The organism is Azotobacter chroococcum (assembly GCF_004339665.1).
GTDB classification, from domain to species: domain Bacteria; phylum Pseudomonadota; class Gammaproteobacteria; order Pseudomonadales; family Pseudomonadaceae; genus Azotobacter; species Azotobacter chroococcum.
In genome coordinates this window covers 1-21,261 of record NZ_SMMU01000048.1, presented here as the reverse complement: position 1 = coordinate 21,261, position 21,261 = coordinate 1, and the positions used below count along the sequence as shown (strand labels likewise).

At 68.7% G+C, this 21,261-nt stretch carries 17 protein-coding genes; 8 read left to right on the top strand and 9 right to left on the bottom strand.

Annotation, left to right across the window (positions count from 1 at the left end; all coding sequences use genetic code 11):
* The 6 genes from EV691_RS21030 to EV691_RS21005 all read left to right on the top strand — a co-directional run.
* A partial coding sequence (locus EV691_RS21030) for a zinc-binding dehydrogenase (protein WP_424218023.1) occupies positions 1-495 on the top strand: 495 nt, incomplete at its 5' end.
* 41 nt (positions 496-536) lie between these two features.
* Entirely contained in the window at positions 537-1,535 is a 999-nt protein-coding gene (locus EV691_RS21025; protein ID WP_131300602.1) for a dihydroorotate dehydrogenase-like protein, read from the top strand.
* Positions 1,536-1,702: 167 nt separating this feature from the next.
* Positions 1,703-2,779 (top strand): HlyD family secretion protein, encoded by a 1,077-nt coding sequence (locus tag EV691_RS21020; RefSeq protein WP_039805058.1) that lies wholly within the window; start codon positions 1,703-1,705, stop codon positions 2,777-2,779.
* Positions 2,776-5,493 (top strand): ribosome-associated ATPase/putative transporter RbbA, encoded by a 2,718-nt coding sequence (gene rbbA / locus EV691_RS21015; protein ID WP_278250246.1) that lies wholly within the window; start codon positions 2,776-2,778, stop codon positions 5,491-5,493. The genes EV691_RS21020 and rbbA overlap by 4 nt, the downstream gene beginning before the upstream one ends.
* Before the next feature lies 1 nt (position 5,494).
* A complete protein-coding gene (locus tag EV691_RS21010) occupies positions 5,495-6,622 on the top strand; it encodes an ABC transporter permease (protein WP_131300598.1) in 1,128 nt (375 codons plus the stop codon).
* Between the two features lie 116 nt (positions 6,623-6,738).
* Positions 6,739-6,960: a YgdI/YgdR family lipoprotein gene (locus EV691_RS21005; RefSeq protein WP_039805065.1), complete on the top strand. Its 222-nt coding sequence runs from the start codon at positions 6,739-6,741 to the stop codon at positions 6,958-6,960.
* A gap of 6 nt (positions 6,961-6,966) precedes the next feature.
* Here the strand turns inward: EV691_RS21005 and EV691_RS23485 are convergent, their stop codons facing one another.
* Positions 6,967-7,131 carry a hypothetical protein gene (locus EV691_RS23485; RefSeq protein WP_165496597.1) on the bottom strand — a complete coding sequence of 55 codons (165 nt, stop codon included), beginning with the start codon at positions 7,129-7,131 and terminating at the stop codon, positions 6,967-6,969.
* Positions 7,132-7,464: 333 nt separating this feature from the next.
* On the opposite strand from EV691_RS23485, the gene EV691_RS21000 reads away from it, so the two are divergent.
* Complete coding sequence (locus tag EV691_RS21000) at positions 7,465-7,881, top strand: SRPBCC family protein (protein ID WP_131253456.1); 417 nt, start codon at positions 7,465-7,467, stop codon at positions 7,879-7,881.
* A 4-nt stretch (positions 7,882-7,885) separates the two neighbouring features.
* On the opposite strand, the gene EV691_RS20995 is transcribed toward EV691_RS21000, so the two are convergent.
* Positions 7,886-8,788, bottom strand: coding sequence for a LysR family transcriptional regulator (locus EV691_RS20995; RefSeq protein WP_131300596.1), 903 nt, complete (start codon positions 8,786-8,788; stop codon positions 7,886-7,888).
* Between the two features lie 239 nt (positions 8,789-9,027).
* Here EV691_RS20995 and EV691_RS20990 point away from each other — a divergent pair, with 239 nt between their 5' ends.
* On the top strand, positions 9,028-10,650 hold the full coding sequence (locus EV691_RS20990) for a glycoside hydrolase family 32 protein (protein WP_207390259.1): 1,623 nt from the start codon (positions 9,028-9,030) through the stop codon (positions 10,648-10,650).
* Between the two features lie 43 nt (positions 10,651-10,693).
* Here EV691_RS20990 and EV691_RS20985 read toward each other — a convergent pair whose 3' ends face one another.
* The 7 genes from EV691_RS20985 to EV691_RS20955 form a co-directional block, all read right to left on the bottom strand.
* Positions 10,694-12,190, bottom strand: coding sequence for an acetyl-CoA hydrolase/transferase family protein (locus EV691_RS20985; RefSeq protein WP_131300594.1), 1,497 nt, complete (start codon positions 12,188-12,190; stop codon positions 10,694-10,696).
* A gap of 351 nt (positions 12,191-12,541) precedes the next feature.
* Positions 12,542-14,038 carry a succinate CoA transferase gene (locus EV691_RS20980; RefSeq protein ID WP_131300592.1) on the bottom strand — a complete coding sequence of 499 codons (1,497 nt, stop codon included), beginning with the start codon at positions 14,036-14,038 and terminating at the stop codon, positions 12,542-12,544.
* Between the two features lie 104 nt (positions 14,039-14,142).
* Complete coding sequence (locus tag EV691_RS20975; RefSeq protein WP_131300590.1) at positions 14,143-15,792, bottom strand: electron transfer flavoprotein-ubiquinone oxidoreductase; 1,650 nt, start codon at positions 15,790-15,792, stop codon at positions 14,143-14,145.
* A gap of 134 nt (positions 15,793-15,926) precedes the next feature.
* Positions 15,927-16,856: an electron transfer flavoprotein subunit alpha/FixB family protein gene (locus EV691_RS20970; protein ID WP_131300588.1), complete on the bottom strand. Its 930-nt coding sequence runs from the start codon at positions 16,854-16,856 to the stop codon at positions 15,927-15,929.
* Positions 16,856-17,605: an electron transfer flavoprotein subunit beta/FixA family protein gene (locus EV691_RS20965; protein ID WP_131300586.1), complete on the bottom strand. Its 750-nt coding sequence runs from the start codon at positions 17,603-17,605 to the stop codon at positions 16,856-16,858. Before EV691_RS20965 ends, EV691_RS20970 begins: the two co-directional genes overlap by 1 nt.
* A gap of 93 nt (positions 17,606-17,698) precedes the next feature.
* Positions 17,699-19,474: an acyl-CoA dehydrogenase C-terminal domain-containing protein gene (locus EV691_RS20960; protein WP_131300584.1), complete on the bottom strand. Its 1,776-nt coding sequence runs from the start codon at positions 19,472-19,474 to the stop codon at positions 17,699-17,701.
* 116 nt (positions 19,475-19,590) lie between these two features.
* Positions 19,591-21,261, bottom strand: a 1,671-nt coding sequence (locus EV691_RS20955) for a 3-hydroxyacyl-CoA dehydrogenase NAD-binding domain-containing protein (RefSeq protein WP_131837564.1), incomplete at its 5' end; no start/stop codon positions are given.

Sequence of the window (21,261 nt, the reverse complement as noted above, 5' to 3'; positions counted from 1 at the left end):
TCGATGCCAAGATCAACTGGCAGTTCACCACCCAGGATGCGAGGGTCAAGCTACGCAGCCTATATCCGCAGATTGAAGTGTGTTGAGACACTAGGCGCGGACCACCTGATCAACTACCGCCAGGATCCGCAGTGGGGCGACAGGGTGCGCCGCCTGACCGGCGGCCGCGGCGTCGACCATGTCATCGAGGTGGGCGGACCGGCTACGCTGGAACAATCGATGACTGCCGCGCGCATCGGCGGGCACATCGCGGTGATCGGCATCCTGTCCGGACTCTCCGCCCACCTGCCGCTGGCCATCGCGCTGACCCGCCAGCTGCGCCTGCAGGGGCTGATCGTCGGCAGCCGCCGCCAGCAGAAGGACATGATCCGGGCCATCGAGGCGACGGGCATGCGGCCGGTCATCGATTGCCACTTTTCCCTGACGGAGATGGTCGAAGCCTTTCGGCACGAGGAAAGCGGGCGGCATTTCGGGAAGATCTGCCTGGATATCTGAGAGCCTGAACAGGATGAGCCATTGACCCCGGGAGCCGAGCCTTGAACCTGACCACCACCTATCTGGGCCTGTCCCTGCGCAATCCGCTGATCGCCTCGGCCTCGCCGCAGAACGCCGAACTCGATCACCTGCGCCGGCTCGACGATGCCGGGATCGGTGCGGTCGTGCTGCCCTCGGTGTTCCAGGAACAGCTGGAAGCCGGCGCCAACGACTACGCCAGCATCGGCGCTGCCTGCGCCGACGTGCCGGAATTTCTCGCGCCGGTCGACGGCGGTCCCTACGGCCTGATCCCGGAGAGCCATCTGGCGCTGATCATGCGCGCCAAGGCCGAACTGTCGGTGCCGGTCATCGCCAGTCTCAACGGTGCCTCGGCCAGCCACTGGACCCGTTACGCCGCCCTGCTGGAGGAGGCCGGCGCCGATGCCCTGGAACTCAACCTGTATTTCGTGCCGGTCGACCCACTGGAGTCCGGTGCGGCGGTCGAGCAGCGCTACCTCGACGTGCTGACTGCCGTGCGGCAGGCGGTGAAGATCCCGCTGGCGGTGAAGATGCCGCCCTACTTCAGCTCCATCGGCAACATGGCCAGCCGTCTGGTCGAGGGCGGCGCCGACGGTCTGGTGATCTTCAACCGCTACCTGCAGCCGGACATCGACCTGCAGCGCCTGGAGCTGTTCAGCACCCTGGAGCTGAGCGACGCCCGGGAAATGCGCCTGCCGCTCCTGTGGATCGCCCTGCTGGCCGGGCGGATCAGAGGCTCGCTGGCCGCCTCCGGCGGCGTGGAAGACGTCGAGCAGCTGGTGAAGTACCTGCTGGCCGGCGCCGATACGGTGATGACCACCGCCGCCATCCTGCGCCACGGCCCCGGCTACGTGCGCACCCTGCTCTCCGGCCTGGAAGCCTGGCTGCTGAGCCATCGCAGCCGGTCGCTGGAGCAGATCCGCGGACAGATGAGCTGGACGCGGCTGCAGAAGCACGACAACTACGTGCGCGCCAACTACATGCACCTGCTGGAGACCTACGGCGGCCCGCAGCCGAAGTGACCCGGCCCGGACGGCGGAGGCGCAAGGCGGCAGCCCAGGGCGCCCCAGGCGCCGGCGCAGATCAATAGGCTGCGAACCAACCGGTCGCTATACTCGCGGCAGGCACGCGCCCGCCCGCCGGTCGGCCAGGCCCACGGGCGCCTCCCATGCGGTCAGGAATGCATCCCATGAAACAGGAAGGCAAGAAACGTCTCGTCCGCGGCCTGCTGGCCGTCGTTCTGCTGGCTGGCGCAGCCGGCCTGGCCTGGCTGGAGCTGCGTCCGACGGGCCTCGGCGAGGGGTTCGCCAGCGGCAACGGACGCATCGAGGCGACCGAAATCGACGTGGCGACCAAACTGTCCGGCCGCATCGCCGAAATCAACGTCGACGAAGGCGAGTTCGTCCAGCCGGGCCAGATCCTCGCCCGCATGGACACCCAAGTGCTGGAGGCCCAGCTGGGCGAGGCCCTGGCCCAGGTGAGCAAGGCCGAGAGCGCCATCCTGACCGCCCGCGCGCGGGTCGCCCAGCGCCAGAGCGAACAGGCCGCCGCCGAGTCCGTGGTGCGCCAGCGGCAGGCCGAACTGGTCGCGGCGGAAAAGCACTTCCAGCGCACCGATGCCCTGGTCAGACGCAACGCCGTGTCGCGCCAGCAGCTCGACGACGACCGCGCCGGCATGCTGAGCGCCCAGGCGGCGCTGGCCACGGCGCGCGCCCAGGTGCTCTCGGCCGAAGCCGCGATCAAGGCGGCCGAATCCGAGGTGATCGAGGCCGAGTCCTCCCTGGAGGCCACCAGGGCGACGGTGAGGCGCCTGCAGGCGGACATCGACGACAGCCAGCTGAAGACCGACCGCCTGGCCCGCGTGCAGTACCGGGTGGCCGAGCCGGGCGAGGTGCTCGCCGCCGGCGGCAAGGTGCTCAACCTGGTCGACCTGACCGACGTCTACATGACCTTCTTTCTGCCCACCCGCGAGGCCGGCCGGGTAGCCCTGGGCAGCGATGCCCACCTGGTGGTGGACGCCGCGCCGGGCTACGTGATCCCGGCCAAGGTGAGCTATGTGGCCAGCGTCGCCCAGTTCACGCCGAAGACCGTGGAAACCGAGAGCGAGCGGGAGAAGCTGATGTTCCGCATCAAGGCGCGCATCGACCCGAAACTCCTGGAAAAACACCTCGAACAGGTGAAGACCGGCCTGCCCGGCCGGGCCTACGTCAAGCTCGACCCCGTGCTCGAATGGCCCGCCCACCTGCAGGTCAACCTGAGCCCATGAACGGTGTCGCGCAGCTTGCCGGGGTCGGCCTGCGCTATGGCCGGACCCGCGCCCTGGACGACCTCGACCTGAGCATCCCGGCCGGCTGCATGGCCGGGCTGATCGGCCCGGACGGGGTCGGCAAGTCCAGCCTGCTGGCGCTGCTCGCCGGCGCCCGGCAGATCCAGACCGGCGGCGTGCAGGTGCTGGGCGGCGACATGGCCGACCCGGCCCACCGCCGCGCGGTCTGCCCGCGCATCGCCTACATGCCCCAGGGCCTGGGCAAGAACCTCTACCCCACCCTGACCGTGTTCGAGAACCTGGAGTTCTTCGGCCGCCTGTTCGGCCAGGCGGCCGCCGAGCGCCACGGGCGCATCGCCGACCTGCTGGCCAGCACCGGACTTGCGCCCTTCGCTGAACGGCCGGCGGGCAAGCTCTCCGGCGGCATGAAGCAGAAGCTCGGGCTGTGCTGCGCGCTGCTCCACGACCCCGACCTGTTGATCCTCGACGAGCCGACCACCGGCGTCGATCCGCTGTCGCGCAACCAGTTCTGGGAGCTGATCGAGCGCATCCGCCGCAACCGCCCGGGGATGAGCGTGCTGGTCGCCACCGCCTACATGGACGAGGCGCAGCGCTTCGACTGGCTGGCCGCGATGGACGGCGGCCGGGTGCTGGCCTGCGGCGCACCGGCGGAGCTGCTGGCGCGCACCGGGAGCGCCAGCCTGGAGGAAGCCTTCATCGCCCTGCTGCCGGAAGAGCGGCGCCGCGGCCACCGTGCGCTGGTCATTCCGCCGCACACCCGCAGCGACGGCGTGGCCATCGAGGCCCACGGGCTGACCATGCGCTTCGGCGACTTCGTCGCGGTCGATCACGTGAACTTCCGTATCGAGCGCGGGGAAATCTTCGGCTTCCTCGGCTCCAACGGCTGCGGCAAGACCACCACCATGAAGATGCTCACCGGCCTGCTGCCGGCCAGCGAGGGCCAGGCGCTGCTGTTCGGCCAGCCGGTGGACGCCAGGGACCTGCGGGTGCGCCAGCGGGTCGGCTACATGTCGCAGGCCTTCTCGCTCTACGGCGAGCTCTCGGTGCGGCAGAACCTCGACCTGCACGCCCGCCTGTTCCACGTCCCGGCCGCCGAGCGCCAGGCGCGGATCGCCGCGATGGTCGAGCGCTTCGGCCTCGCCGGCGAGCTCGACAGCCTGCCGGGCGATCTGCCGATGGGCATCCGCCAGCGCCTGTCGCTGGCCGTGGCGGTGATCCACCGGCCCGAGCTGCTGATCCTCGACGAACCCACCTCGGGAGTCGACCCGATCGCCCGCGACGGCATCTGGGAGCTCTTGATCCAGTTGTCGCGCGAGGAAGGGGTGACCATCTTCATCTCCACCCACTTCATGAACGAGGCACTGCGCTGCGACCGCATCTCGCTGATGCACGCCGGCAAGGTGCTGGACAGCGACACCCCGCAGGCACTGATGGCGAAACGCGGCCTGCCGAGCCTCGAGGAAACCTTCATCGCCTACCTCGAGGACGCCGGCGACAGCGCCGCGCCGGCGCCGCCAGTCAGCCCCGCGGCGGCCCCGGCAGAGAGCGCCGGCGCCGCCGGCAACCCCCCTTTCAGCCTGCGCCGCCTGCTCAGCTACAGCCGCCGCGAGGCCATGGAGCTGCGCCGCGACCCGATCCGCGCCACCCTCGCCCTGCTCGGCACGGCGCTCTTGATGTTCATCATGGGCTACGGGATCAACATGGACGTGGAGCGGCTGACCTTCGCCGTGCTCGACCACGACCAGACCACCACCAGCCAGGGCTACAGCCTGGACGTGTCCGGCTCGCGCTACTTCATCGAGAAGCCGCCGCTGGGCGGCCACGAGGATCTCGAGCGGCGCATGCGCGGCGGCGAGATCAGCCTGGCGATCGAGATTCCGCCGAACTTCGCACGCGACCTCAAGCGCGGCGCCCGGCCGCAGGTGGCCTTCTGGATCGACGGCGCCATGCCGACCCGCGCCGACACCATCAAGGGCTACGTGCAGGGCATCCACGAGAGCTTCCTGGAGCACCTGGCCCGGGAGTCGTCCCAGGCCGTCGCCAGCCCCCAGGCGCAGGTCGCCGTACGCTACCGCTACAACCCCGACGTGCAGAGCCTGCCGGCCATGGTGCCGGCGATGATCCCGATCCTCCTGATGATGATTCCGGCGATGCTCACCGCCCTCGGCGTGGTGCGCGAGAAGGAGATGGGCTCGATCGTCAACTTCTACGTCACCCCGGTGACCCGCCTGGAGTTCCTGCTCGGCAAGCAGCTGACCTACATCGGGCTCGGCATGGCCAACTTCGCCATGCTGGTGGCGCTCGCCGTGCTGTTCTTCGGCGTGCCGCTCAAGGGCAGCCTGCCGGCCCTGAGCATCGGCGCGCTGCTCTACGTGGCCTGCTCGACCGGCCTGGGCCTCCTGATCTCCTCGGTGCTCAGGAGCCAGATCGCCGCCATCTTCGGCACCGCCATCGCCACCCTGCTGCCGGCCATCCAGTTCTCCGGGCTGCTCCAGCCGGTGTCGGCCATGGAAGGGATGGGGGCACTGGTCGGCCAGCTCTACCCGACCAGCCATTTCCTCACCATCTGCCGCGGCGTGTTCAACAAGGCCCTGGGCCTGATCGAGCTCTGGCCCTACTTCGTCCCGCTGCTGCTGGCCGTTCCGCTGCTGACCCTGGCCAGCGTCGCGGGACTGCGCAAACAGGAGCGCTGAGATGCGCAGGCTCGCCCGCAAGCTCTCCAACATCCTGCAACTCGGCCTCAAGGAGCTGCGCAGCCTGTATCGCGACCCGGCGCTGCTGCTGCTGATCCTCTACTCCTTCACCCTGGGCATCTACGCCAGCGCCACCAGCCTGCCGGAAACCCCCTACCGCGCCACCCTGGCGGTGGTCGACGAGGACCGCTCGCAGGCCTCCCGGCGCATCGTCGACGCCTTCCAGGAGCCCTATTTCCTGCCGCCGCAGTACATCGACACCGCCGCCATGGACAGCGGCATGGACGCCGGGCTCTACACCTTCACCCTGGACATCCCGCCGAAGTTCCAGCAGGACCTGCTGGCCGGACGCACGCCGACCATCCAGCTCAACGTCGACGCCACCCAGGTCAGCCAGGCCTTCACCGGCGCCGGGCACATCCAGCGGATCGTCACCGAGGAAGTCGCCGAGTTCGTCCGCCGCTACCGCAGCGTCGAGATCCCGGTGGTGGATGCGCTGGTGCGCATGGAATACAACCCCAATCTGGTGAGCGCCTGGTTCGGCGCGCTGAACGAGGTGGCCAACCAGATCACCATGCTGGCGATCATCCTCACCGGCGCGGCGCTGATCCGCGAGCGCGAGCACGGCACCATCGAGCACCTGCTGGCGATGCCGGTCACCCCGCTGGAGATCATGCTGGCCAAGGTCTGGTCGATGGGCGTGGTGGTGCTGGCCGCCGCGATCCTGTCGCTGCGCCTGGTCGTCGAGAGATGGCTGGAGGTACCGCTGCAGGGCTCGATGACGCTGTTCCTCGCCGGCACCGTGCTGCACCTGTTCGCCGTCACCTCGATGGGCATCTTCTTCGGCACCCTGGCCCGCTCCATGCCACAGCTGGGGCTGCTGATCATCCTCACGCTGATGCCGCTGCAGATCCTCTCCGGCGGCAAGACCCCGCGGGAGAGCATGCCCGAGTTCGTGCAGGACATCATGCTGGTCGCCCCCACCACCCACTTCATCCAGCTGGCCCAGGCGGTCTTCTTCCGCGGCGCGGAACTGGCCATCGTCTGGCCGTCGCTGCTGGCGCTGGCGACGATCGGCGGGATCTTCTTCGTCGGCGCCCTGGCGCGCCTGCGCAAATCGCTGCAATAGCGAACAACAGTTTCCCATGGCTGGGACGACATTCGTGGATAGACTGGAGGCAGGACAGCAACCCACCGGGGGTTCATCGCCCCCCTTTCATACGCCCCTGCCCAAGGTGCACCGTCATGAAAACACGCAACGTCCTCGGCGCCGCCCTGCTGTTGTCCGCCATCCCGCTGATCGGCTGCTCCGGCCCCGCCATCGTCACCCTCAAGGACGGCCGCGAACTCAAGACCACGGACAGCCCGGAATACGAAGAGGAAACCGGCTTCTACCGATTCGAGCGCTACGGCAGGCGGATGCGGGTCAGCGAGGATGCCATCCTGAGCATCCGCGATGCCGATTGAATCCGCTCAGCCGAAGGTGATGTACATCTTGTAGGCCACGGTCGACAGCATGCACAGCCAGCCGAGGGCGATCAGCGCGACGCCCCAGCCCTCGGCACGGTTGGCGAAGCCGACGCCGAGCAGCAGGAAGCCGGCTGCGATTAGAAGCACCATGGTATCGAGAGAAGTCATCGGCTCTTCCCGCTCCGCTGAGTGAAGGCGGCGGCGACACGGCCAGGCCATCCTGCGCCCGTCCCGACGCCGTGGGCGTGGCAGCCACGCCCGACTCCCAGCATAGCCAGTGGCTACGGAGGCCGACTGGCCGCCGGGCGCGCCTGCCTCCGGCCACAGACCTTCCCGGCAAGCCCCAAAGAGATACTGCCGTCCCATGTTCGGCTGTCGGCGGCATGTGCCGCCCGCTATGATCAACGGACCGGCACGCCAGGCCATTCGTACCGCCGCCAGGCTGCAGGGATGCCGCCCAGCGCTGCATGATCCTCGCCCATGAAGAAGGAATCGAAAGACATGATCGAAATAAGCGTCTCCGTAAGCATCGCCCGTCCGGCCGCCGAGGTCTGGTCGATCCTCGGCGGGTTCGATTTCCTGCCGCGCTGGGTCGGGCCGATCGCCAGCAGCCGGCTCGAGGACGGCGGTCGCGTGCGCCGCCTGGAGACGGTCGACGGCGAGGTCATCGTCGAGCGCCTGCTGGAATTCAGCGACAGCGAGCGGCAATACAGCTACGCGCTGCTCGAAAGCCCTTTCCCGGTGTCCGAGTACGTCGGCCAGGTGGCGGTCCGCGACGACGGCGCCGGCGGCGTGCAGGCGGTCTGGTCCAGCCGCTTCCGCAGCCATGGCGTCGACGCGGTGGAGATCGCTGCGGACTTCGAGGGCTTCTATCACGCCGGTCTGGAGCGGCTGAAGGCGCTGGTCGAGGAGCGCTGACTGTTCACGGGCGCTTCATGAACGCCTGCAGGCGCGGAACCATGAAGTCGAGGAACACCCGCACCCGCTGGGGCACATGCCGCCCGCCCGGATAGAGCGCATGGACCTCCTCGCAGTCGTGGCCGCTCTCGGCGAGCACCTCGACCAGCAGTCCGGCGGCGATGTCGCGGTCGATGTGGAAGTCGGCCAGCCGGGCGATGCCGGCCCCGGCGATGGCCAGGCGGCGCACCGTCTCGCCATTGTTGGCCAGGAGGTTGCCGCGCACCATGCGGTCGACGATGCGCCCGCCCTGGCGCAGCGGCCAGACCGGGCTGGCGCGACGGAAGTTGAAACCCAGGCAGTTGTGCCGGTCGAGATCCTCGATGCTTTCAGGCACGCCGTGCCGCTCAAGATAGGCCGGGGCGGCAACCATCCGCCGCCGGGCGACGCCGAGCCTGCGCGCGCGCAGGCTCGAATCCCCCAGCGCGCCGATGCGAAAGGCGATATCGGTGCGTTCCAGATAGAGATCGACGAGATCGTCGGACAGCGACAGATCCACCAGGATGTCCGGGTGGGCCTCCCAGAAGACCGGCAGCAGCGGCTCGATGCCCCAGGTGCCGAAGCCCACCGAGGCATTCACCCGCACGGTGCCGCGGGCGTGGCGCGCGCCCCTGGCGAGCGCCTGCTCGATGTCGTCGAGTTCGGCGAGCAGCGCCTGGCTGCGCTCGTAGTACAGGCGTCCCTCGTCGGTCAGCGCCAGCCGGCGGGTGGAGCGCTCGAACAGGCGCACGCCGAGACGCTGCTCGATGCGCAGGACCAGCTTGCTGATGGTCGAGGGGCTGGCCAGCAACTGGCGGGCGGCCTCGGAAAAGCTGCCGGTCTCCACCACGCGGACGAATATCTGCATCTCGCCGGCCCGGTTGTCCATGGCTTCCTCTCTCGCTCGACCGCTTGACGGGCTGCGAAACGGTATCACAAATCGGCCAAAGGTCCCGGCTGCGAAAGCCGCGGCCTGGATTGAGCCTGGAATAGGAAGGGCAGCCACTCCGCAATGACCGCTTGATGCCACCCCGTTCATGGGGTACAAAAGTGTCCTTGTAAATCAATCAGTTATGCATTAATTCAATGCATGAAGCCCAGTCGAAGGAGCGAAAGGAGCATTCCCCCATGATCTCCAAGCGATTCCGACCCACCGTGCCCCGAGGATGGCTGCGCATCGTCGTGGCAGCCGTCGCAACCATGCTCACCGCCGGCATCGCCCCACTCGTTGCCGCTGAAGAGAGCGACTCCGTCGTCGCCTCACGGGTGAGCGCCGAGGGGCTCGGCGAACTGCGCCCCGAGGTGCATCTGACGTCAGCGAGCGGCTGGATGAACGATCCGCAGCGGCCATTTTTCCTCGATGGTCGCTGGCACCTGTACTACCTCTACAATGAGGATTACCCGAACGGGAACGGTACCGAGTGGTACCACGTCACCTCGACCGACCTGGTGCACTGGTCCGACGAGGGCGTGGCGATCCACAAGTACACACGCGGCGACGGCGACATCCAGTCCGGCAGTGCTGTCATCGACGTGAACGATACGGCCGGGTTCGGTGCCGGCGCGATCGTTGTCGTCGCGACACAGCAACTGGATGCCGTACAGACCCAGTCGCTGTTCTACTCCACCGACGGCGGTTACACCTTCGAGCAGTATGAAGGCAACCCCATCATGCGCAATCCGGCGGGCAGCGGGGACTTTCGCGACCCGAAAATCACCTGGGACGCGGAGCATTCGCGCTGGCTGATGCTCATCTCCGAGCCGCACAAGATCGGTTTCTACACCTCCGCGAACCTGAAGGAATGGACCTACCTGTCGGGGTTCGAGCGCAACGACCTGGGCATCATGGAGTGCCCGGAGCTGTTTCGCATGTCGGTCGAGGGCGACCCGTCGCGCACGACCTGGGTGCTGGCGACCGGCGCGAACGGCTTCAACTACGGCATGAATTCCGGGTATGCCTACTGGACCGGCGAGTGGGACGGAACGAACTTCCACCCCGATCAGGCCGAACCCCAGTGGCTCGACAACGGGTCGGACTTCTACGCCGCCGTCACTTGGACCGATCCACGGCAGACCGCCGAAGAGCAACTGCGTACCCGGTACGCCGTCGGCTGGGCGAACAACTGGGACTATGCCCGCCGGCTTCCCGCCGGCGAATGGGGCGGCAGCCACCTTTCGCTCGTGCGCGAGCTGCACCTGAAGAACATCGACGGCCGGCTCACGCTCAGCTCGCGCCCGATCGACACGATCGGCACGCTCGAGGGCGAACAGGCCCGCATCGAGCAGTTGCAGATCGGCCATGGCGAGACCCGGGAGGTGCCGCAGCCAACGAGTGCCGCGTACCGGTTGCGCGCCTCGATTGCGCAGGACCCGCTCCAGCCGGCCCGGGAGGTGCGATTGAAGCTCAAGACCGACGGCACGCACTTCACGTCCATTGGCTACGACTTCACCACTGAAACGGCATTCATCGTCCGCGACCATGATGCGATCGCCGACCAGCTGACCGAGGTGTACCAGCACGGGCGCACGATCCGCGTCCGGCCACGGGATGGCGCCGTCGATCTCGACGTCATCGTCGACCGCACTTCGCTCGAAATGTTTGTGAACGGCGACGAGCACGCGCTGAGCGCGGTCGTGTACGGCGCGAACGACGCGAACGGCATCACCGCCGAGGCGTTCGACGGGCTCGCTGTCATCCGCTCGATGAGCGTCGCCCCGCTCGCGCCCGCCTCGCCGGTGCGCCGGAACTGAGCGGGCCGGCAGCCGGCCCGCCGTCGCCGGCGGACCTGCCTCTTCAAGCGGTCGTCAGCATGTGGCCGCGTCGCTCCTGGTTGATGTGCCAGGACAGGGCTTCCTCCAGCACGTGCGGGGTCTGCCCGCCACGCTCGCAGGCGCGTGCGAAGTAGTCCTCCAGCGCCGCGCGGTAGTCCGGGTGCACGCAGTTGTCGATGATCGCCCGCGCCCGCTCGCGCGGCGCCAGGCCGCGCAGGTCGGCCAGGCCCTGCTCGGTGACCAGGATGTCGACGTCGTGCTCGGTGTGGTCGACGTGGCTGACCATCGGCACCACGCTGGAGATGGCCCCGTCCTTGGCGATCGACTTGGTGACGAAGATCGCCAGCTGGGCGTTGCGGGCGAAGTCGCCGGAGCCGCCGATGCCGTTCATCATCCGCGTGCCGCCGACGTGGGTGGAGTTGACGTTGCCGTAGATGTCGAACTCCAGGGCGGTGTTGATGCCGATGATGCCGAGGCGGCGGGCCACTTCCGGGTGGTTGGAGATCTCCTGCGGGCGCAGCACCAGGCGCGCCTTGTAGCGCTCGAAGTCGCCGAACACCTGGGCGCCGCGGGCCGCGGAGAGGACGATCGAGCTGCCCGAGGCGAAGTCCAGCTTGCCGGCGTCGAACAGCTCGAAGGTGGAGTCCTGCAGCACCTCGGAATACATGCTGAGGTTCTCGAAGGGCGCATCGACCAGGCCGGCCATCACCGCGTTGGCGATGGAGCCGACGCCGACCTGCAGCGGCCCCAGGTTGCGCGGCAGGCGCCCGGCTTCCACCTCGTTGGCGAAGAAGCCGATCAGGTGGTCGGCGATCGCCTGGGTCTCCCCGTCCGGCGGCAGCACGTTGGACGGCGAGTCGCTGTACTCGCTGATGACGATGGCGGCGATCTTCGCCGGATCGATCGGGATCGCCGTGGCGCCGATGCGCTGGTCCGGCCTGACCAGCGGAATCGGCGAGCGCTCCGGACGCTCCGGCGGGATGTAGATGTCGTGCAGCCCTTCCAGGTTGGCGCCGTAGCGCAGGCTGATCTCGACGATCACCTGGTCGGCGAACAGCGCCAGGTTGGCCGAGTTGCCCACCGAGGCGGTCGGCACGATATGGCCGTCCTCGGTGATCGCCACCGCCTCGACCACGGTGACATCCGGCCGCTTGAGCTGATTGCTGCGCATCTGCTCGACGGTTTCGGAGAGGTGCTGGTCGATGAACATGACCTTGCCCTCGTTGATCGCCTTGCGCAGGGCCGGGTCGGCCTGGAACGGCATGCGCCGGGCCAGCAGGCCGGCCTCGGCCATCAGCTTGTCGAGGCCGTTGCCGATGCTGGCGCCGGTGATCAGGCTGATGCTCAGGGGCTCGTGGCCGGTGCGCTCGACCAGGGCGAAGGGCACGGCCTTGGCGTCGCCGGCGCAGGCGAAACCGCTCATGCCGACAGTCATGCCATCTTTGATCAGGGAAGCGGCTTCGGCTGCGCTCATGACCTTGTCATGCAGGGAAGCCAAGCGGATACGCTCGGAGTACATGCGGGGGAAACCTCGAAGATTGTAGTTATTAGAAAGAGGAATACGGGGATATTACTTACCGTCGCAGGGGCTTATACAAAGTTTCCCTCCCCCTCCCTACTAGACCAAAGCATGAAGGGGCCAGTGGCCAGCCAGGAACGGGCCTGCCCGCCTTCTCGAGCGCCGTCATGCCGCGAAAGACGCCGGCACTGTCATGCCTCTTGCACGGCACACCCAGGCAACGAAGCGCGGCGACAAAAAAGGCCGGACCGGGAAGGCTCCCGATCCGGCCAAGACACCGACGTCGAGCGCAGCCTGGAGGGATCCACGGGCTGCGGCCGGGTCGGTATTGCGAGGAAAAACTTGCCCGGCTCAGCCGGCCTTCAGCATGTGGCCGCGCTCCTCCAGGTTGAGGTGCCAGGACAGCGCCTCGCCCAACAGGTGCGGGGTCTGCCCGCCGCGCCCGCAGGCGCGCGCGAAGTAGTCCTCCAGCGCCGCGCGGTAGTCCGGATGCACGCAGTTGTCGATGATCGCCCGCGCCCGCTCGCGCGGCGCCAGGCCGCGCAGGTCGGCCAGGCCCTGCTCGGTGACCAGGATGTCGACGTCGTGCTCGGTGTGGTCGACGTGGCCGACCATCGGCACCACGCTGGAAATGGCGCCATCCTTGGCGATCGACTTGGTGACGAAGATCGAGGTGTGCGCGCTGCGGGCGAAGTCGCCGGAGCCGCCGATGCCGTTCATCATCCGCGTGCCGCCGACGTGGGTGGAGTTGACGTTGCCGTAGATGTCGAACTCCAGGGCGGTGTTGATGCCGATGATGCCGAGCCGGCGCGACACTTCCGGATGGTTGGAGATCTCCTGCGGACGCAGCACCAGACGCTCCTTGTAGCGCTCGAAGTCGCCGAACACCTGGGCGCCGCGGGCCGCCGACAACACGATGGCGCTGCCCGAGGCGAAGTCCAGCTTACCGGCGTCGAACAGCTCGAAGGTGGAGTCCTGCAGCACTTCGGAGTACATGCAGAGGTTCTCGAAGGGCGCATCGATCAGGCCGGCCATCACCGCATTGGCGATGGAGCCGACGCCGACCTGCAGCGGCCCCAGGTTGCGCGGCAGGCGCCCCGCTTCCACCTCGCTGGCGAAGAAGCCGATCAGGTGGTCGGCGATCGCCTGGGTCTCCCCATCCGCCGGCTGCACCGTGGACGGCGAGTCGCTGTAGTCGCTGATGACGATGGCGGCGATCCGCGCCGGGTCGACCGGGATCGCCGTGGCGCCGATGCGCTGGTCCGGCCGCACCAGCGGAATCGGCAGGCGCCCCGGCCGATCGGCGGGGATGTAGATGTCGTGCAGGCCTTCCAGGTTGGCGCCGTAGCGCAGGCTGATCTCGACGATCACCCGCTCGGCGAACAGCGCCAGGCTGGCCGAGTTGCCCACCGAGGCGGTCGGCACGATATGGCCTTCCTCGGTGATCGCCACCGCCTCGATCACCGCGACGTCCGGCCGCTTGAGCTGGTGGCTGCGCATCTGCTCGACGGTCTCGGAGAGGTGCTGGTCGACGAACATGACCTGGCCGGCGTTGATCGCCTTGCGCAGGGTCGCGTCGGCCTGGAACGGCATGCGCCGGGCCAGCGCGCCGGACTCGGCCAAGAGCCGGTCGAGGCCATTGCCGATGCTGGCGCCGGTGACCAGGCTGATGCGCACGGGTTCGCGGCTGGCGCGCTCGGCCAGGGCGAAAGGCACGGCCTTGGCGTCGCCGGCGCAGCCGAAGCCGCTGATGCCGACGGTCATGCCGTCCTCGATCAGGGCTGCCGCCGCGGCGGCATCGACGATCCGGTCATGCAGGGAAGCCAGGCGAATACGCTCGGAATACATGGGAAACCTCGAAGGATTGTAATTATTCGAAGGGAGGGCCTTGGCCGTACCGGGTCCGCCCCGGACGGCCTTGTGGAAACGAACATGCACGCCGGCAAGGCGCCCTACATGTTCGGGTAATTGGGTCCGCCGCCTCCCTCGGGCGTCACCCAGACGATGTTCTGCGACGGGTCCTTGATGTCGCAGGTCTTGCAGTGCAGGCAGTTCTGCGCGTTGATCTGCAGACGCGGCTCGCCCTGCTCTGTCCCCAGCACCTCGTACACCCCGGCCGGGCAGTAGCGCTGCGCCGGCTCGGCGTAGCGCGGCAGGTTCTCGCGCAAAGGCAGTGCCCGGTCCTTGAGGACCAGATGGCAGGGCTGGTTCTCTTCGTGGTTGGTGTTGGAGAGGAACACCGAGGCGGGCTTGTCGAAGCTCAGCACGCCATCCGGTTTCCGATAGGCGATGGGCGAAAACTCCGCCGCCGGGCGCAGCCGGGCATGGTCGGCCTCGCGGTCGTGCAGGGTGATCGGCAGCCGGCCGGCGAAGACATTCTGCTCGACGAAGTTGAAGGCGCCGCCGGCCAGCGGCCCGAGCCGGTGCAGCGCCGGGCCGAAGTTGCGCGAGCGGTACAGCTCCTCGTGCAGCCAGGAGGCCTCGAAGGCCGCCTTCCAGCGCGGCGCCCAGGCGCTGTCGGCCAGTTCCTCGGTCAGTGCGGCGAATACCGTCTCTGCCGCCAGCAGCCCCGACTTCATCGCCGTGTGGCTGCCCTTGATCTTGGCCACGTTCAGGGTGCCGGCGTCGCAGCCGAGCAGCAGGCCGCCCGGGAAGGCCATCTCCGGCAGGGCGTTGAAGCCGCCCTTGGCGATGGCCCGCGCGCCGTAGGACACCCGCTTGCCGCCTTCCAGGTACTGCTTCAGCACCGGGTGGTGCTTGAGCCGCTGGAACTCGTCGAAGGGGCTGAGCCAGGGGTTGGCGTAGTTCAGGTCGACGATCAGGCCGGCCACGACCTGATGGTTCTCCGCGTGGTAGAGGAAGAAGCCGCCGCCGGTGTCACGCTCCAGCGGCCAGCCGGCGCCGTGGATCACCAGCCCGGGCCGGTGGCGGGCCGGGTCGATGTCCCACAGCTCCTTGATGCCGAGGCCGTAGTGCTGCGGGTCGGCGTTACGGGCCAGCTCGAAGCGCTCGGCGAGCTGCTTGCCCAGATGGCCCCGGCAGCCCTCGGCAAACAGGGTGTAGCGGGCGTGCAGTTCCATGCCCGGCATGAAGCCGTCCTTGTGGCTGCCGTCGGCGGCCACGCCCATGTCGCCGGTGGCCACGCCCCTGACCCGGCCGTTCTCGTCGTAGAGCACTTCCGCGGCGGCGAAGCCGGGGAACACCTGCACGCCCAGCGCTTCGGCCTGCTCGCCCAGCCAGCGCACCAGGTTGCCGAGGCTGACGATGTGGTTGCCGGCGTTGTGCAGGCTTTTCGGCAGCAGCGCGTCGGGCAGCTTCACCGCCTGCTCGGCGTTCCTCAGCAGGTAGACCTCGTCGGTGGTCACCGGCGTGTGCAGCGGGGCGCCAAGTGCCTTCCAGTCGGGAAACAGCTCGTCGAGGGCGCGCGACTCGAACACCGCGCCGGAGAGGATGTGCGCCCCGACTTCGGAGCCCTTCTCCACCACGCAGACTTCCAGCGGCCGGTTCTGTTCGGCGGCCAGCTGCATCAGCCGGCAGGCGGCGGACAGTCCCGCCGGACCGGCGCCGACGATGACCACGTCGAATTCCATGGCTTCGCGCATGGCGCGTTCCTCCCCATCAAAGGCCAAAAGGCTTGTTGTTGTCGTGGCAGGGCGGGTGAAACCCGCCGGACATGGCGCGGAGCCGCACCGGAGTCGGCGGGTTGCATCCCCCTACACCTCCACCCCGAGCGGATTCAGAGGGCCTTTTCCAGCTCGGGCACCGCCTCGAACAGATCCGCCACCAGGCCGTAGTCGGCGACCTGGAAGATCGGCGCCTCGGGGTCCTTGTTGATGGCGACGATCACCTTGGAATCCTTCATCCCCGCCAGGTGCTGGATGGCGCCGGAGATGCCGACGGCGATGTACAGCTCCGGCGCGACGATCTTGCCGGTCTGCCCGACCTGCATGTCGTTGGCGACGAAGCCGGCGTCCACCGCCGCCCGCGAGGCGCCGACCGCCGCGCCCAGCTTGTCGGCGAGCGTCTCCAGCAGGGCGAAGTTCTCGCCGCTGCCCAGCCCGCGGCCGCCCGACACGACGATGCGCGCGCTGCCCAGTTCCGGGCGGTCGGACTTGGCCAGTTCCTCGCCGACGAAGCGCGAGGTGCCGGCATCGTGCGTGGCATCGAGGCTCTCGACGGCGGCGCTGCCGCCCTCGGCCGGCAGCGGGTCGAAGGCGCTGGCGCGCACCGTGGCGACGACCACCGGGTCGAGCGACTGCACGGTGGCGATGGCGTTGCCGGCATAGATCGGCCGGCGGAAGGTGTTCGGCGAGACGACGCCGACGATGTCGGAGAGCTGGGCCACGTCGAGCAGCGCGGCGACCCGCGGCATCAGGTTCTTGCCGGCCGAGCCGGCCGGCGCGAGCAGGTGCGAATAGGCTTTCCCGAACCCGGCGACCAGCCGGGCGAGGTTTTCCGCCAGTTGGTGCTCGTAGACGGCGGCATCGGCGACCAGCACCTTGCTCACCCCGGGGATGGCGGCGGCCTGGGCGGCGACGGCCCCGCAGGAGCGGCCGGCGACCAGCAGATGCACCTCGCCGCCCAGCAGTGCCGCGGCGCCCAGGGTGTTCAGGGTGGCGCCCTTGAGGGTGCGGTTGTCGTGTTCGGCAATGACAAGAATGGCCATCAGATCACCTTCGCTTCGCTCTTCAGTTTTTCCACCAGCTCGCTCACGCTGCCGACCTTGATGCCGCCCTGGCGCTCGGCCGGCGCCTCGACCTTGAGCAGGCGGGTATGGGCCTTCAGCGCCACGCCGAGTTCGGCGGGGGTCCTGACCTCCAGCGGCTTCTTCTTGGCCTTCATGATGTTGGGCAAGGATGCGTAGCGCGGCTCGTTCAGGCGCAGGTCGGTGGTGACGATGGCCGGCAGGGCCAGCGACAGGGTCTGCAGGCCGCCGTCGATCTCGCGGGTGACCTCGAGGCGGCCCTCCTGCAGGGCGAGCGCCGAGGCGAAGGTGGCCTGCGGCCAGTCCAGCAGCGCGGCGAGCATCTGCCCCGTCTGGTTGTTGTCGGCATCGATGGACTGCTTGCCGAGAATCACCAGCTCGGGCTGCTCCGCCGCGACCACGGCGGCGAGCAGCTTGGCGACCACCAGGGATTCGGGCGGCTCGGCGGTGTCGATCTGGATGCCGCGGTCGGCGCCGAGGGCCAGGGCGGTGCGGATCTGCTCCTGGCAGGCGCTGGGGCCTACCGAGACGGCGACGATCTCGGTCGCGATGCCGGCTTCCTTGAGGCGCACGGCCGCTTCCACGGCGATCTCGCAGAAGGGGTTCATAGCCATCTTGACGTTGGCCAGATCGACGTCGCTCTGGTCGGCCTTCACCCGCACCTTGACGTTGTAGTCGATCACCCGTTTGACGGTTACCAGTATTTTCATTGCGCAAGTCCCCGCTGGGGCGGCCTCCGTGGGCCGCCCGCTCTTGTTGTGGTGCTTGTCAGCGGCGTCCCGGCGGGACGCCGCTCCCGTGGCTCAGAACTGCTCGTCGCTCAGCGCCATGATGCTGCCGCTGCCGGCGCGGATCGCCGCCAGCAGGGCCTGGGTGCGCGGCAGCAGTTGCTCGCAATAGAAGCGCGCGGTGACCAGCTTGGCCTCGAGGAACGCGCGGTCGCCGCCGGTCTCCAGCAGTGCCTGGGCGCGCAGCGCCGAACGGGCCATCAGCCAGCCGCCGCACAGGTAGCCGAACAGCATCAGGAAGTTCACGCTGACGCTGCCGGCCAGCGCCGCATCGGCCTCGGCGCCTTCCAGCAGCAGGCGGCGCGCCTCGCGGCCGGCGGCGAGGGCCTCGCCGAGCGCCCGGGCCTGGGCGGCGAAGGGACCGGCGCTCTCCAGCCGGGCGACGGTTTCGCCGATCTCGTCGAGCAGGTCGCCGAGCAGTTCGCCCCTGTTCAGCAGGGTTTTGCGCCCCACCAGGTCGAGCGCCTGGATGCCGGTGGTGCCCTCGTAGATGGTCAGGATGCGCGCATCGCGGTAGTGACGGGCGGCGCCGGTCTCCTCGATGAAGCCCATGCCGCCGTGGATCTGCACGCCGAGGGAAGTGACCTCCTGGGCCAGCTCGGTCAGCCAGCCCTTGACGATCGGCGTCAGCAGGTCCACGCGGCCCTGGTGGCGCGCGCAAGCGGCCGGGTCCGGCGCGTGGGCGGTGCGGTCGACCTCGGCGGCGGCGACCAGCGCCAGGGCGCGCATCGCCTCGATGGAGGCCTTCATCTGCAGCAGCATGCGGCGCACGTCGGGGAACTCGATGATCGGGAAGCGGCTGCCGTCCTTGCGGGTGCCCTGCAAACGCTCCCTGGCGTACTGGCGGGCCTGCTGGTAGGCGCGCTCGGAGATCGACAGGCCCTGCAGGCCGACGCTCTGGCGGGCGTGGTTCATCATGGTGAACATGCAGGCCAGGCCCTTGTGCGGCTCGCCGACCAGGTAGCCAACGGCGCCTTCCTTCTCGCCGAAGCTCATCACGCAGGTCGGGCTGCCGTGGATGCCCAGCTTGTGCTCCAGGGAGACGCATTGGGCGTCGTTGCGCGCGCCCGGCCGGCCCTGGGCGTCGAGCAGGAACTTGGGCACGACGAACAGGGAGATGCCCTTGACCCCGGCGGGGGCGTCCGGCAACCGCGCCAGCACCAGATGGACGACGTTGTCGGTCATCTGGTGGTCGCCCCAGGTGATGAAGATCTTCTGCCCGCTGATCAGGTAGTGGTCGCCGTTGGGCACGGCCCGGGCCTTGATCGCCGCCAGGTCCGAACCGGCGTCCGGCTCGGTGAGGTTCATGGTGCCGGTCCACTCGCCGCTGACCAGCTTCGGCAGGTAGGCGGCCTGCAGCTCGGCCGAGCCGTGGTGGGCGAGGGCCTCGATGGCCCCCTGGGTGAGCATCGGGCAGAGGGCGAAGGCCATGTTCGCCGAGTGCCAGATCTCGTTGATCGCGGTGCCCACCACGTTCGGCAGGTTCTGCCCGCCCCAGGCCTCGGCGGCGGTCAGCGACGGCCAGCCGCTTTCCTGGAACTGCCGGTAGGCGGCGGCGAAGCCGGGGGTTTCCTCGACGCCCCGCTCGCCCAGGCGAGCGCCCTGGGTGTCGCCGACGGCATTCAGCGGCGCCAGCACCTCGGAGCCCAGCCGGCCGGCCTCGGCCAGGATGGCGGAGACCAGTTCGCCGTTGACGTCGTGCAGGCCGGCTTCGGCGCAGAAGCGCTCCAGCTCGACCAGCTCGCCCAGCACGAATTCCGTGTCGCGGTAGGGATGGACATAGTCACTCATTGATTCTTTCCTCTTTATTGTTCGGTGAGCCGGCACCCGGCACTTTCGTAGGGTGGGTCAGGCCACAGGCCGTAACCCACCAACGGCAGCACAGCTGCCGCCATCGACGCAAAGACTCAGAAGTAGCCCCGGCCGGCGGCCAGGCGGGCGCGGAAATCGTCCGTCAATTGATAGAGCCCGCCATGCCGGGCATGGGCCTCGGCCTTGCGGGCGAAGACTGCCAGGCCCTGGGTGTCGAGGTAGCGCAGGGCGCCGCCGCGAAAGCGCGGGAAGCCGATCCCGAGCAGCAGCCCCATGTCGATCTCCTCGGCCGTCTCGACGATGCCGTCCTCCAGGCAGCGCACCGCCTCCAGGCACAGCGGGATCATCAGCCGGTCGACGATTTCCTCGTCGGAGACCTCGACCCGCTCCAGCACCCGCTCGGCGATCAGCGCGCGGGCGGCCGCCGCCGGCTGCCGGCTGCGCCGGCCGGAAGCATCCTGGGTGTACTCGTAGAAGCCCTTGCCGTTCTTCTGGCCGAGCGCACCGCTGGCCAAGAGCGCATCCATGATCGGCTCGCCGTCGTGACCCATGCGCTCGGGAAAACCTTCCTGCAGCACCCGGTCGGCGTGAACCATGGTGTCGATGCCGATCACGTCGGCCAGGTAGGCCGGTCCCATCGGCCAGCCGAAGGCCTCCATGACCCGGTCGATCCGCTCGAAGTCGACGCCGTCCCTGAGCAGGCGGTTGAAGCCGTTGAAATAGGGAAAGAGCACGCGGTTGACCAGAAAGCCCGGGCAGTCGCCGACCACGATGGGGGTCTTGCCCATGGCGCTGGCATAGGCCACGGTGCGGGCGATGGTCGCCTCGCTGCTGCGGCTGCCGCGGATCACTTCCACCAGTTGCATCAGCTGCACCGGGTTGAAGAAGTGCATGCCGCAGAAGGACTCCGGCCGCTTGAGGCCCTGCGCCAAGAGGTCGATGGAGATGGTCGAGGTGTTGGAGGTCAGCACCGCATCCGCCGGCACCTGGTCCTCCACTTCGGCCAGCACCGCGGCCTTGACCTTCGGATTCTCGACCACCGCCTCGACCACCAGATCGACCCCGGCGAAATCCTGGTAGTCCAGCGCCGGCTGGATGTTCTCCAGCACCCGCTGCTTGCCGACCGCATCCAGCCGGCCCTTGTCGATCTGCCGGTCGAGCAGCTGGCTGGCGGTCTTCAGGCCCAGTTCGAGCGCCTCGCCGCGGATGTCCTTCATGACGATGGGAACGCCCGAGGACGCCGACTGGAAGGCCACCCCGCCGCCCATGATGCCGGCGCCGAGCACCGCGCTGCGGCGCACCGGCGCGGCCTTGCCGCTCCAGGCCCGGGCCTTCTTCCTGACCAGTTGGTCGCCGAGGAACAGGCCGATCAGGGCGCGGGCGACGTCGGATTTGGCCAGGACCGCGAAGGTGCACGCCTCGATCTGCAGCGCCTCGTCCAGCGGCAGCGTGGCATGCCGGACGAGCGCATTGAGGATCGCCGCCGGCGCCGGATAGTGGCGATCGAGCTTGCCGGCGTGCTGGCGCTGCAGCTCGGCCAGCCGCTCGCGCGTCTCCGGGGTGTCGGCGAGGGGCTGTTGCTTGTGGGCACGGTGGGCGGCGAGCGATGGCTCGCCGCTGGCGGCCAGGCGCAGCAGGTTCAGCGCGGAATCACGCAGCTCCCCGGCGGCGACCACCCGGTCGACGGCGCCCAGCTCCAGCGCCCTGGCCGCGGCCTGCGGCTTGCCGGCAAGCATCCAGTCGAGCGCCGCCTCGGCGCCGATCAG